Source organism: Ideonella azotifigens, assembly GCF_021043325.1.
Lineage (GTDB): Bacteria > Pseudomonadota > Gammaproteobacteria > Burkholderiales > Burkholderiaceae_C > Ideonella > Ideonella azotifigens.
The window spans coordinates 277352-289553 of the sequence record NZ_JAJNKD010000006.1 but is presented as its reverse complement, the minus strand read 5'-3'; the positions used below and the strand labels follow the sequence as shown (position 1 = coordinate 289553).

At 67.9% G+C, this 12202-nt stretch carries 12 protein-coding genes; 6 read left to right on the top strand and 6 right to left on the bottom strand.

What is annotated here, in order from left to right:
• The first annotated feature begins 68 nt into the window (after positions 1 to 68).
• Positions 69 to 2114: a methionine--tRNA ligase gene (gene metG / locus LRH25_RS15670; protein WP_141288801.1), complete on the top strand. Its 2046-nt coding sequence runs from the start codon at positions 69 to 71 to the stop codon at positions 2112 to 2114.
• 61 nt (positions 2115 to 2175) lie between these two features.
• On the opposite strand, the gene LRH25_RS15665 is transcribed toward metG, so the two are convergent.
• Positions 2176 to 2427, bottom strand: a complete 252-nt coding sequence (locus tag LRH25_RS15665; protein WP_141288803.1) for a hypothetical protein — start codon at positions 2425 to 2427, stop codon at positions 2176 to 2178.
• Between the two features lie 263 nt (positions 2428 to 2690).
• Between LRH25_RS15665 and LRH25_RS15660 the strand changes: the two genes are divergently transcribed.
• Entirely contained in the window at positions 2691 to 2897 is a 207-nt protein-coding gene (locus tag LRH25_RS15660) for a DUF3460 family protein (protein WP_141288805.1), read from the top strand.
• Between the two features lie 74 nt (positions 2898 to 2971).
• The gene (locus LRH25_RS15655; RefSeq protein WP_231011610.1) at positions 2972 to 3799 is read left to right on the top strand and encodes a segregation and condensation protein A; all 828 of its coding nucleotides are present in this window, start codon (positions 2972 to 2974) and stop codon (positions 3797 to 3799) included.
• A 320-nt stretch (positions 3800 to 4119) separates the two neighbouring features.
• Here LRH25_RS15655 and LRH25_RS15650 read toward each other — a convergent pair whose 3' ends face one another.
• The 3 genes from LRH25_RS15650 to LRH25_RS15640 form a co-directional block, all read right to left on the bottom strand.
• A complete protein-coding gene (locus tag LRH25_RS15650) occupies positions 4120 to 5916 on the bottom strand; it encodes an ATP-binding protein (protein WP_231011556.1) in 1797 nt (598 codons plus the stop codon).
• Positions 5917 to 5978: 62 nt separating this feature from the next.
• Positions 5979 to 6665 (bottom strand): response regulator, encoded by a 687-nt coding sequence (locus LRH25_RS15645; protein ID WP_141289535.1) that lies wholly within the window; start codon positions 6663 to 6665, stop codon positions 5979 to 5981.
• Between the two features lie 121 nt (positions 6666 to 6786).
• Positions 6787 to 7272: a MaoC family dehydratase gene (locus LRH25_RS15640; RefSeq protein ID WP_141289534.1), complete on the bottom strand. Its 486-nt coding sequence runs from the start codon at positions 7270 to 7272 to the stop codon at positions 6787 to 6789.
• A gap of 155 nt (positions 7273 to 7427) precedes the next feature.
• Here LRH25_RS15640 and LRH25_RS15635 point away from each other — a divergent pair, with 155 nt between their 5' ends.
• Both LRH25_RS15635 and LRH25_RS15630 read left to right on the top strand, forming a co-directional pair.
• Positions 7428 to 8087, top strand: coding sequence for a dihydrofolate reductase family protein (locus LRH25_RS15635; protein WP_141289533.1), 660 nt, complete (start codon positions 7428 to 7430; stop codon positions 8085 to 8087).
• 92 nt (positions 8088 to 8179) lie between these two features.
• Positions 8180 to 8797: a DUF4337 domain-containing protein gene (locus LRH25_RS15630; RefSeq protein WP_141289532.1), complete on the top strand. Its 618-nt coding sequence runs from the start codon at positions 8180 to 8182 to the stop codon at positions 8795 to 8797.
• Between the two features lie 3 nt (positions 8798 to 8800).
• Here the strand turns inward: LRH25_RS15630 and LRH25_RS15625 are convergent, their stop codons facing one another.
• Positions 8801 to 10255: an NAD-dependent succinate-semialdehyde dehydrogenase gene (locus LRH25_RS15625; protein WP_231011550.1), complete on the bottom strand. Its 1455-nt coding sequence runs from the start codon at positions 10253 to 10255 to the stop codon at positions 8801 to 8803.
• A 198-nt stretch (positions 10256 to 10453) separates the two neighbouring features.
• Here LRH25_RS15625 and LRH25_RS15620 point away from each other — a divergent pair, with 198 nt between their 5' ends.
• Entirely contained in the window at positions 10454 to 11557 is a 1104-nt protein-coding gene (locus LRH25_RS15620; RefSeq protein ID WP_141291874.1) for a M14 family metallopeptidase, read from the top strand.
• Positions 11558 to 11566: 9 nt separating this feature from the next.
• Here the strand turns inward: LRH25_RS15620 and LRH25_RS15615 are convergent, their stop codons facing one another.
• Positions 11567 to 12190, bottom strand: a complete 624-nt coding sequence (locus LRH25_RS15615) for a ParA family protein (RefSeq protein WP_231011549.1) — start codon at positions 12188 to 12190, stop codon at positions 11567 to 11569.
• Between the last annotated feature and the right edge of the window lie 12 nt (positions 12191 to 12202).

Below are 12202 nucleotides of genomic sequence, written 5' to 3'. Positions count from 1 at the left end.
CCGCCTAAAATGATGGGTTCCGCGCTTGATTCATCGCGCCCGCCACCTGCATTTCGCGATCGACCACCATGACCCGCAAACTCTTCGTCACCACCGCCCTGCCCTACGCCAACGCGCCTTTCCACATCGGGCACATGATGGAGTACATCCAGGCCGACATCTGGGTGCGGGCCCAGCGCATGAAGGGCGCCGAAGTGCACTTCGTCTGCGCAGACGATGCCCACGGCGCACCCATCATGATCGCTGCCGAGAAGGCCGGTCAGACGCCGCAGGCCTTCGTGGGCGCGGTGGCCGCCGGCCGGGCCAAGTACCTGGACGGGTTCCACATTGCCTTCGACAACTGGCACTCGACCGACGGCCCCGAGAACCACGCGCTGGCCCAGGCGCTGTACCTGGCGCTGCGCAAGAACGAGCTGATCGAGGTCAAGACCATCGAACAGTTCTTCGATCCGCAAAAGGCGATGTTCTTGCCGGACCGCTTCATCAAGGGCGAATGTCCGAAGTGCGGCGCCAAGGACCAGTACGGCGACTCCTGCGAGGTCTGTGGCGCGGTCTACGCGCCCACCGAGCTGAAGAACCCGTACTCGGCCCTCTCGGGCGCGGTGCCGGTGCTGAAGACCTCGGACCACTACTTCTTCAAGCTCTCGGACCCGCGCTGCGTGGAATTCCTGCAGGAATGGACCCACACGCCGGGCCGGCTGCAGCCCGAGGTGCTGAACAAGATCAAGGAGTGGTTCAACAAGGACGAGGAAGGCAACGGCGGCCTCGGCGACTGGGACATCAGCCGCGACGCGCCCTACTTCGGCATCGAGATCCCGGACGCGCCGGGCAAGTACTTCTACGTCTGGCTGGACGCGCCGGTGGGCTACCTGGCTTCGCTGAAGAACTACTTCGACAAGACCGGCCGCGACTTCGACGCCTTCTTTGCCGACCCCGAGGTCGAACAGGTGCACTTCATCGGCAAGGACATCACCTACTTCCACACCCTGTTCTGGCCCGCGATGCTGCAATTCAGCGGCCGCAAGACACCGGACCACATCTTCGTGCACGGCTTCATCACGGTGAACGGCGGCGAGAAGATGAGCAAGAGCCGCGGCACCGGCATCAGCCCACTGAAGTACCTGGACCTGGGCCTGCACCCGGAATGGCTGCGCTACTACATCGCCGCCAAGCTCAACAGCAAGGTCGAGGACATCGACTTCAACCCAGAGGACTTCAGCGCCCGCGTCAACTCGGACCTGGTCGGCAAGTACATCAACATCGCGTCACGTGCCGCCGGCTTCCTCAGCAAGCGCTTTGGCGGCCAGCTCTCCGGCGATCTGGGCGTGGAAGGCAATGCGCTGCTGGAAACGCTGCGCGCGCACCGCGCCGTCATCGAGGAGCTTTACGAGGAACGCGAGTTCGGCAAGGCGCTGCGCGAGATCATGGCGCTGGCCGACAAGGTCAACGAATACGTGGACGCGCACAAGCCCTGGGAACTGGCCAGGAAGGAAGGCGCCGAGCAGGCTTTGCAAGACGTCTGCAGCACCTGCATCGAAGCCTTCCGGCTGCTGACGATCTACCTCAAACCCGTGCTGCCGGCGCTGACCGCGCAGGTCGAGGCATTCCTGGGCGTGGCGCCGCTGCAGTTCGCGGACGCGGCCACCGCCTTGGGCGCGCACAAGATCGGCGAATACAAGCACCTGATGCAGCGCGTGGACCCGAAGCTGGTCGACGAACTGCTGACGCCTCCGGCCCCAACGGCGGTCGTACCGGGCGGCGAAGACCTGGCGCCCGAGATCAAGATCGACGACTTCAGCAAGGTCGACCTGCGCATCGCCAGGATCGTCAAGGCCGAAGCCGTGGAAGGCTCGGACAAGCTGCTGCGGCTGACGCTGGACGTGGGCGAAGGAAAGACGCGCAACGTGTTCTCCGGCATCAAGAGCGCCTACAAGCCGGAAGACCTGGAAGGCAAGCTGACCGTGATGGTGGCCAACCTGGCGCCGCGCAAGATGAAATTCGGCCTCAGCGAAGGCATGGTGCTGGCCGCCAGCCATGCGGACGAGAAGGCCAACCCGGGCATCTTCGTGCTCGAGCCCTTCCCTGGCGCCCAGCCTGGCATGCGCGTGCGCTGAAGCGCCCCGCCCCTGCGCCCTCCCGGGCTGGCGGCGGGGTGTGCCGCCAAAGCGACTGGCTTTACTTCAGTTCCGGCTGCCCGGCGCTGGCGATCACCTTGGCTTCCGGCTGCACGGTCCAGGTGACCGATGCGGGCGGCTGGACCAGCGCGGTGTTCGGGTCGATGCTGCGGACCTTGGCCATGCGGGCCACGGCAACGGCCGGATGGTCGTAGTTGCTGTGGGCTGCGACTTGCTTGCCTTCTTCGGCGGCATGAGCGGCCACGCTACCGAGCAAGGTCAGGGTGACAGCGAGGATGGGGGTGCGAATCATGGAAAGCTCCTTCAAAAAATCCGATGCGCCTGATGCGCTTGCTGTGCAGCACCAAGGGAAAACCATTAGTTCGATTATCAGGGTTTTCACCAATCCATGCACGGCACCCCATCGCTATCCCCCTAAATTCGCGCCGGCAGTTGTCTCAGCTCAAACGCCGAGCCCGGCGCGCGGCCTGCCGCGGCGGGCATTGATCGGGACGGCTTGGCTGGCGCCGCCTGCCGGCTAAAATGCATGGTTGTGCACTCTCACGTGGATCCCTCATGCCGCTGTTCTGGAAGCCCTACAAGTCCGAAGTCACCCAGTTCATCGAAGAGCTGAAGGCCAAGAAGCCGACGCTGGAGGCAGAACAACGCGCCGGCCGCGCCCTGCTGTGGGACCGCCCGCAAAGCCGTGACGACGCGGCCGAGTTCGATGCCGCCCACGTGGCGCAGCAACCCTACGTCTACCAGACCGGCAGCAGCCTGTAAGCGCCCGGCCTGACGCGCCCGCCGGCCGCGCCGTGAGCACCTCCCTGCCGAGCCGCGGCACCGCGCCCGCCGAGTTGCCTGCCGCCGTGGCCCCCGAGACCGAAGGCCCCCGCGAAGTCGACGGCATTGCCGTGGCGCGGCTCTACGGTGAGCCCTTGTTCGCGATGCCGACCGACCTCTACATCCCGCCGGATGCGCTGGAGGTCTTCCTGGAAGCTTTCCAGGGCCCGTTGGACCTGCTGCTCTACCTGATCCGCAAGCAGAACTTCAACATCCTCGACATCCCGATGGCGGATGTCACGCGCCAGTACCTGCGCTACGTCGACCAGATCCGCCAGCACAACCTGGAGTTGGCGGCGGACTATCTGCTGATGGCCGCGATGCTGATCGAGATCAAGTCGCGCATGCTGCTGCCGCCCAAGCCCAGCGAAAACGGCCAGGAAGCCGAGGACCCGCGTGCCGAGCTGGTGCGCCGGCTGCTGGAATACGAGCAGATGAAGCTGGCCGCCGCGCGGCTGGACGCGCTGCCGGTGCTGGGCCGCGACTTCCTGCGCGCCCAGGTCTTCGTCGAACAGGCCACGCAGCCGCGTTTCCCGGACGTGGCGGTGGACGACATCCGCAGCGCCTGGGCCGACATCCTGCGCCGCGCCAAGCTGACCCAGCACCACAAGATCTCGCGCGAGCAGCTGTCGGTGCGCGAATTCATGAGCCAGATGCTGCGCCGCCTGCAGGGCGAACGTTTCGTCGAGTTCCAGGACTTGTTCGACATCACTCGCGGCCAGCAGGTGATGGTGGTGACCTTCATCGCGATGCTGGAGCTGGCCCGCGAACGCCTGCTGGAACTCACGCAGGCAGAAGCCTTCGCGCCGATCTACGTGCGCCTGGCCTACCAGCCTGCTTAGATGGAGCACCCGGTTCGCGGGGTACCGCGAACCACCCGCCGAGCGGGTTGGCGGGGCCGCTTGGGGCGGCCCGGCGCTGGCCCCGCTGGATGGTGCACCCGGTTCGCGGGGTACCGCGAACCACTCGCCGAGCGGGTTGGCGGGGCCGCTTGGGGCGGCCCGGCGCTGGCCCCGCTGGATGGGGCACCCGGTTCGCGGGGGGTACCGCGAACCACCCGCCGAGCGGGTTGGCGGGGCCGCTTGGGGCGGCCCGGCGCTGGCCCCGTGGATGGTGCACCCGGTTCGCAGGGTGCCGCGAACCACTCGCTGAATCACCGTCGTCATGCCAGGCGTCGCAGCTTGGCCGCCAGCATCGCCCGCAGCTTGTGCGGCAGCACGGGCTTGAGCAGCAGGTGGCAGTCCTGCTGGCGGGCGGTGGCTTCGAGTTCGGCACCCAGCGTGCCTGTGACCAGCACCGCGGGCACCTTGGCACCGAAGACGTTGCGCATCAGTTGCACCGCCTCCAGCCCGGTGTGGCCATCTTCGAGGCGATGGTCCGCCAGCAGCAGGTCCGGCGTGAGCATGGAAGGTTCGACCGCACGGGTCCAGTCCTGGCAGGCGCGGAAGCTGTCGAACGCGACCACGCTGGCACCCCAGCCGCCCAGCAGCAGCAACAGGCCTTCGCGCACTGCCGTGTCGTCTTCCACCACCACGATCAGCCGCTGCGCCAGCGACAGCATGCCTTGCGCCTGCGGCAGCACCGGCGGCAGGCTGCGGCTGGCCTCACCGGGCGGCAGGCTGAGCATGAACAGGCTGCCGCGACCAGGTGCGGAGCGCAGCACCAGCGGCGCGTCCATCAGCCCGGCCAGCCGGCGCACGATGGCCAGGCCCAAGCCCAGGCCCTGGCCGTGCACCGCCCCTGGGGCCTCGCCCACCTGGTAGAACTCCTCGAAGATGCGCTGCTGCTCGGCTGGCGCGATGCCGCGCCCGCTGTCCCAGACCTCCAGCCGCAGCTGCCTGCCGCGGCGCCGCGCAGCCACCAGCACGCCGCCGTCCTCGGTGTAGCGGATCGCGTTGGACAGCAGGTTGCGCACCACGCGCTCCAGCAGCACCGGGTCGGCATGCACATGGTGCTGGCCGCCGCGGAAATGCAGCGACAGGCCCTTGTCGAAAGCCACCGGCTCGAAGTGCAGCTTCAGGCGCTGGAACAGTTCGCCGACGTTGACGTGCTCGGGCCGCACCTGCACGCCGCCACTGTCGATGCGGGTGATGTCCATCAGCTCGGAGAACAGGCCCTCCAGCGCATCGACCGCGCTGTTGATGCTGGCGGCCAGGCGCTGCACTTCCGGGTCGGGCCCGACGCGGCCGCGCAGCGCTTCGGCGAACAGGCCCATCGCGTGCAGCGGCTGGCGCAGGTCATGGCTGGCGGCGGCGAAGAAGCGGGTCTTGGCCTTGTTGGCCAGCTCGGCGGCCTGGCGTGCGGCATCTGCTGCCTGCTTTTCCTCGCGCAGCTGGGCCAGCAAGGCCTGGGTTTCCTGCTTCAGCGCCACGCCACGCTCGAACTCGCGCCGCGTGCTGCGGCCCAGCACCATCATCGAGCCGAGGATCAGCAGCAGCACGCCCGTCAGCACGGCCGCCCTATCCTGGCCCGACATGGCCACCCGCAGCACCAGCGGCCCGAAGGCCAGCGCCAGATAGCCGTAGAAGACCGGCGGCTTGTGCGCCAGGATGGGCACCGCGGCAATGCAGAAGCTGAAGATGATGATGACCAGCACCGCCTGCGACAGTGGGTCCGCATGGTCGAAGAACAGCCAGGTGGAAACGCCCCACAGCGCGCCCGAGCCCAGCGTCATCAGGTAGCAACCCAGGCGCCAGCGCAGCAGCTCGACATTGGTCTGCGGCGAGATCGGCAAGCGGTGCCACAGCAACGCCTGGCCCGCGCGCGCGCTCCACAGCAGCAGCGTCAACGCACCCCAGGGCCACAGCCATTCGGGCGGGGCCACGCTGTGGAACAGCATCAGCATCACGATGATGCCCAGCGCACTGCCAAAGGCGGCCGCAGGCGCAAACGAAAACAGCGAGTCCACCTGCTCCGCGAGCAGGGCGTCCGATTCAGCATGCCCCCAGGGCCGGGCCATGCCCGACCCGCCCCCCGCGGGGGTCACGGAAACTTGGGGCGGCCCGGCGTTTCCTTCGGCTCTCACTCGGCCGCCGGAGCGCGGCGCTGGCGGGTCATCTGGCCGACGGCCAACACGGCCTGGGTGCGGGAGCTGACGCCCAGCGCGCGCAGCACCGCCTGCACATGGTCCTTCACCGTCTCGACCGACAGGCCCAGGCGGCGTGCAATGTCCTTGTTCGGCTTGCCCTGCAGCAGCATGCTCAGCACATCGGCCTGGCGCGGCGTGAGGCCCAGGCGTTCGAAGGAAGGCAACGTCTGGTAGGCAGAATCGTCGTCAGACGGCTCGGCCGCCGGCGTCTCGGCCGCCGGCGTGCTGCCGAGCGACATCGTGGGCACGAAGATGCCGCCGTCCATCACCAGGCGCAGCGCGTCGGACAGGCCCTCGGTGCTCATGCGCTTGGGCAGGAAGCCCATCGCACCGAGGTCGATGGCCTGGATCACGTCGCTGGAACGGTCGGAGGCCGAGATCACGACCACCGGCATGTCAGGGTAGCTGCGGCGCAGTTCGCCCAGCAGTTCGAAACCCAGCGCATCGCCAAGCTGCAGGTCCAGCAGCACCAGGTCGTAGTCATGGTCCACCGCCAGCGAACGGCGGGTGGCGCTGCCACTGGACAGCGCGGTGACCTGCACGCCCGGTTTGATGCTTTCCATCATCGCCTTCAGGGCGGACAGGATCAGCGGATGATCATCGACCAGCAGGACTTTCATCGGAAGGCACGGTACGGCAGGGTGAGCACAAGCACATCGTACCGTGACAGCACGTTTTTTCGGCTGTCTCATCCCGTGTTTGCCCGCCGTTTGTCCCCTTACATCATCAGTCGATACCAGGTCAGATGTAACGCCGGGTGATGGACTCTGCCACGCAGACCGGCTTGGCACCGCCTTCGGCCTCGATGGTGACCTCGACCAGGAGTTGCGCCCCACCTTCCAGCGGCTCGTAGCCCAGCAACTTGAAATGCCCGCGCAACCGGCTGTCGACCGGTACCGGGGCCGGAAACCGCACCCGGTTCAGCCCGTAGTTGACGCCCATGCGCACGTCGTCGACCTCGAAGCCGTGCTCGAACATCCACGGCAGCAGCGACAGCGTCAGGAAGCCATGGGCAATCGTCGTCTTGAACGGCCCTTGCGCCGCCCGCTCACGGTCGACATGAATCCACTGGTGGTCGCCGGTCGCTTCGGCGAAGCGGTCGATGCGCGCCTGGTCGATGGTGATCCAGCCGCTGTTGCCCAGCGTTTCGCCGACGCGGCTTGCCAGGTCGGCGAGGTGGGCGATGCGGGTCGGCGGCGTCGCGGAAACTGCGGGTTCAGGGCTCATGGGGCAATGCAATCGGGAGGATCTGGGAGGCCGTTCGGGCCTGCAAAAACTTACCATGCGGCCTCGCCGCCAAGCCTAGGCGGGAACCCAGGCCGAACCTGTCTCAAGCGCGACAAGACGGCATTGGCGAAAACACCACCAGGAGAACTTCACCCATGTCCAAGCTCATCGTCAGCAGCATCGGCGTCTCGATTGACAGCTACAGCGCCGGCCCGAACCAAAGCCTCGACAACCCCTTGGGCGTTGGCGGCCTGGCCTTGATGACATGGGCCTTCACCACGCGCACCTTCCAGGCCATGCACGGCGGCAACGGCGGCGACACCGGCCCAGACGAAGACTTCGCCGCCCGCGGCTTCGCCAACATCGGTGCCTGGATCCTCGGCCGCAACATGTTCGGCCCGGTGCGCGGCGAGTGGCCCGACGACGAATGGAAGGGCTGGTGGGGCACCAACCCGCCCTACCACGTGCCGGTCTTCGTGCTGACGCACTACCCGCGCGAGTCCATCGAGATGGAAGGCGGCACCAGCTTCCACTTCGTCACCGACGGCATCCACGCCGCCCTCGAACGCGCGAAGGCTGCAGCAGGCGGCAAGAACGTGCGCGTTGGCGGCGGCGTCGCCACCATCCGCCAGTACCTGCAGGCCGGCCTGGTCGACGAGATGCACCTGGCACTGGGCAATGCGCTGCTCGGTTCAGGCGAAGCCCTGCTGGCCGGCATCGACCTGCCGGCGCTGGGCTTCGAATGCACCGAGCGGGTCTGCAGCCCGCATGCGACGCACGTGGTGCTGACGCGGCGCGGGCCGACAGCGAGCTGACAGGTTGCTGGTCTTCCGCACCACGGCCGGGCGCGTTCACTCACCTGCAAGACCGGCTCACCGGCCAGAGTTTCCCAGCCCAGCACCGCCCCATGGACATCGACCCACAAGACCTGATCAAGACCGACGACGAGGACGATGCGGCCGAGCGCCGCTCGGACCGCAAGAGCGCAAGGCTCAACACCTTTGTCGCCATCACCGTTGCGCTGCTGGCCACGTTCATGGGCATCTGCAAGGTCAAGGACGACAACATCGTGCAGGCCATGCAGCAGGCCCAGGCCGACAAGCTGGACCACTGGAACTTCTACCAGGCGCGCAACATCCGCCAGGACGTGGCCGAGGCCAGCGTCACGCAGCTGAAACTGGCCAAGGCCTCCGCGCCAGCCGACAAGGCGGCCGGCTATGACGAGGCGATCCAGCGCTATGAGGCCAAGGCGGCGCAGGAAGCGCAGAAGAAGCAGACGCTGAGCGCCGCCGCCGCGGAGGACCAGAAGACCTACGACAGCCTGAACTACCGCGACGACCAGTTCGATCTGTCCGACGCCGCGCTGGCCATCGCCATCTCGCTGCTCGCGGTCACCGCGCTGACCCGGCTGTGGTGGATGTACTGGGTCTCGTGGCTGCCCATCGGCGCGGGCGTGCTGATGGGCCTGTCTGGGCTGCTCGGCTGGGCCGTGCACCCGGACACGCTGACGAAACTTCTCTCGTGAACCTCAGACGTTCATCACGCTGACCGTCTTGGTCACCAGGTAGGCGTCCAGCGCTTCCGGGCCACCTTCGGACCCGTAGCCCGAGTCCTTCACGCCACCGAACGGCAGCTCGGGCACCGGGGCAGCCGGCTGGTTGACCCACAGCATGCCGACTTCCAGCCGCTGCGACAGCTCATGCAGCGTCTTCAGCGACCTGGTGAAGGCATAGCTGGCCAGGCCGAACGGCAGGCGGTTGGATTCGGCGATGGCCTCGTCCAGCGTGTTGAAGCCGCGGATGCCGGCGATCGGGCCAAACGGCTCTTCGTTGAAGATGTCGGCTTCCAGCGGCACCTCGTCCAGCACCGTGGCGGCGTAGAAGTTGCCCTTGCTGCCGACACGCTCGCCACCGGCGGCGACCTTCGCGCCCTTGCTCAGCGCGTCTTCGGTGATCTTGGCCATCGCGGCCAGGCGACGCGGGTTGGCCAGCGGGCCCATGGTCGTGCCATCGGCCAGGCCGTCGCCCACCTTCAGGCTGGACGCGTGGGCGGCCAGCGCTTGCGCGAACTCGGCGCGGATGCTGTTGTGCACCAGGAAACGCGTGGGCGAGATGCAGACCTGGCCGGCGTTGCGGAACTTGGCGGCACCGGCCGACTTGACGGCCAGCATCACGTCCGCGTCTTCGGCCACGATGACAGGCGCGTGGCCGCCCAGCTCCATCGTCGCGCGCTTCATGTGCAGGCCGGCCAGCGAGGCCAGCTGCTTGCCGACCGGGGTGGAGCCGGTGAAGGTGATCTTGCGGATCACCGGGTGCGGGATCAGGTAGCTGGAAATCTCGGCCGGGTCGCCATAGACCAGGCCGATCACGCCGGCCGGCACGCCTGCGTCCACGAAGGCCTGCAGCAGCGCGGCCGGCGAGGCGGGGGTTTCCTCCGGTGCCTTGACGATGATGGAGCAGCCGGTGGTCAGCGCGGCCGAGAGCTTGCGCACCACCTGGTTGATCGGGAAATTCCATGGCGTGAACGCGGCGACGGGGCCGACCGGCTCCTTGAGCACCAGCTGCTGCGCGGCAATGTTGCGCGATGGCACGACGCGGCCGTAGACCCGGCGGCCTTCGTCGGCGAACCATTCGATGATGTCGGCCGAGGACAGGGCTTCCACCTTGGCTTCTGCCAGCGGCTTGCCTTGTTCCTGGGTCATCAGCGCGGCGATCTGCGGCGCGCGTTCGCGCATCAGGCCGGCGGCCTTGCGCATGATGGCGGCGCGCTCGTTGGCCGGCACGCGGCGCCAGGTCTCGAAGCCGCGCTGCGCGGCGGCCAGCGCACGGTCCAGGTCGGCAATGCTGGCATGGGCCACGCGGCCGATGACTTCGCCGGTGGCGGGGTTGACGACGTTCAGCGTGCGGCCGCCGGTGGCATCCACCCACTCGCCATTGATCAGCAGCTGGGTGTCTTTGTAGGCGGGGTGCGAGGGATTGGACATGATGTGCTCCACAGTCACGGGTCAAGGCATGGGGGCCGCTGCGGCCGGCGCGACCGGTGAAGGCCGGCAGGATGCAGCGGCGGGCGTGGCCGCAATGTTCGCACCGATGGCAAACCCTTGCAGGTGATGTCGGATGTCAGACATGTTGTGGAACGGCCCGTCGTCTTCGTCTTCCTGACAGCGCCACAATCGGCCCGAATGAGCCCCGCGCAGCCTTCCATCCCAGGTGACTGCTTTGCGCCCGACTACGCGCAGGCGAGGCGGCGCTTTCTGCAAGCCGCCCAAGCCGCGACATTGACCGTGCACAGCGAGCCGCACCCGCTGCCCGGCCGGGACGGCGAGGCGCTGGCGGTGGACGCGGTGCTGGATGGCGCGCCCGACACGCAACGGCTGCTGATCGTCTCCAGCGGCTGCCACGGCATTGAAGGCCATGCCGGCTCGGCCGTGCAGATCGCGCTGCTGCGCGACGCCGTGTTCCGCAAAGCGGCCCACGGGGCCGGCGTGGCTTTGCTGCACCTGCATGCCCTGAACCCGCATGGCTTTTCATTCGGCCACCGGGTGACGCACGAAAACGTGGACCTGAACCGGAATTTCGTCGACTTCAGCCAGCCGCGGCCGCACAACCCGCTGCTGCCGCGGCTGGCCCCTGTGCTGCTGCCCGAGCGCTGGCCGCCCACGCCGGGCAACCGGCTGGCGCTGTACGGCTTTGCCTTGCGCCACGGCATTCGCGCCACGCAGACCACCATTTCGCAAGGCCAGTACCAGGATCCGGAAGGGCTGTTTTTCGGTGGCAACGGCCCGAGCTGGAGCCGACTGGCGCTGGAACGGCTGCTGGCGCGCTTTGGCAGCCACGCCCGCCGCATCGGCTGGATCGACGTTCACACCGGACTGGGCCCGAACGGCGTGGCCGAGCGCATCCTGGCTGGGCGGCCTGAACCGGTGCTGCTCAAACGCGCGCGGGCCTGGTGGGGCCCTGGACTCACCTGCACGCAGGAAGGCTCTTCCAGTTCAGCGGTGCTGATGGGCGAGATGTGGCAGGCGGCAGCGGCAACCTGCCCGCAGGCCGAGCTGACGGCCATGGTGATGGAGGTGGGCACCCAGTCCAAGCTGAAAGTGCTGGACGCCTTGCGCGGCGACCAGTGGCTGCGCCTGCATCCGCAAGCCGGCGAGAAGCAGCGTGCGGCCATCCACCAGCGCATGCGCGAGGCGTTCTACACCGAGACACCGGCTTGGCAGGCGGCCGTGCTGGCGCAGGGCTGCGAGCTGGCCTTGCAGGCCGTGCGCGGCCTCGCGGCGACCTGAGCCAGCATCTCAGCCCTTTGCCGCCCAGGCCAGCAGCGGCGCCCACTGCGCCAGGTCCTGCGCCACGCGGCCGGGCGCCACGTCCCACAGCGTCAGCCCGTGCGCAGCCAGGTGCACGTAGTTCTGCGTGTCGCGCAGCACCGTCAGCTTGGGCGCGGGCAAGGCGGCCAGGTATTCGTTGAGCCGCTCCTGGGCGAGGGTGTGGTCCTTGACCCGCATGCCGACCAGCCCCAGCCGCACCTTGGCATGCCGGGGATGGGCCTGCAGCTCGGCCAGGAAGGCGTGCGTGGCCTGGATGTCGAACAGGCTGGGCTGCAGCGGGATCAGCACGTGATCGGCCAGCTGCATCAGCGCGTCCAGCCGCTTGCCGTGCAGCCCGGCGGGGGTGTCGATCACCGCATGCGTCGTGCCCTTGGGCGGGCGCACCACGCTGCCGCCCTCGCGCACCTCCCAGCCGCGGATCGCCGGCAGGCTGGCCGGCCGCAGCGCCAGCCACTGGCGCGAGGACTGCTGGCGGTCCAGGTCCCCCAGCATCACCGCGTGACCTTGATGCGCCAGCGCACCGGCCAGGTTGGTGGCCAAGGTACTCTTGCCCACGCCGCCTTTGGGATTGGCGATTGCAAACACCGGCATCGGCGCCTCCAC

Excerpts from the sequence above, each read along its gene's own strand:
- metG (WP_141288801.1), top strand. The coding sequence starts at position 69 with ATGACCCGCAAACTCTTCGTCACCACCGCCCTGCCCTACGCCAACGCG.
- LRH25_RS15665 (WP_141288803.1), bottom strand. The coding sequence starts at position 2,427 with ATGATTCGCACCCCCATCCTCGCTGTCACCCTGACCTTGCTCGGTAGC.
- LRH25_RS15660 (WP_141288805.1), top strand. The coding sequence starts at position 2,691 with ATGCCGCTGTTCTGGAAGCCCTACAAGTCCGAAGTCACCCAGTTCATC.
- LRH25_RS15650 (WP_231011556.1), bottom strand. The coding sequence starts at position 5,916 with ATGGCCCGGCCCTGGGGGCATGCTGAATCGGACGCCCTGCTCGCGGAG.
- LRH25_RS15645 (WP_141289535.1), bottom strand. The coding sequence starts at position 6,665 with ATGAAAGTCCTGCTGGTCGATGATCATCCGCTGATCCTGTCCGCCCTG.
- LRH25_RS15640 (WP_141289534.1), bottom strand. The coding sequence starts at position 7,272 with ATGAGCCCTGAACCCGCAGTTTCCGCGACGCCGCCGACCCGCATCGCC.
- LRH25_RS15635 (WP_141289533.1), top strand. The coding sequence starts at position 7,428 with ATGTCCAAGCTCATCGTCAGCAGCATCGGCGTCTCGATTGACAGCTAC.
- LRH25_RS15630 (WP_141289532.1), top strand. The coding sequence starts at position 8,180 with ATGGACATCGACCCACAAGACCTGATCAAGACCGACGACGAGGACGAT.
- LRH25_RS15625 (WP_231011550.1), bottom strand. The coding sequence starts at position 10,255 with ATGTCCAATCCCTCGCACCCCGCCTACAAAGACACCCAGCTGCTGATC.
- LRH25_RS15620 (WP_141291874.1), top strand. The coding sequence starts at position 10,454 with ATGAGCCCCGCGCAGCCTTCCATCCCAGGTGACTGCTTTGCGCCCGAC.
- LRH25_RS15615 (WP_231011549.1), bottom strand. The coding sequence starts at position 12,190 with ATGCCGGTGTTTGCAATCGCCAATCCCAAAGGCGGCGTGGGCAAGAGT.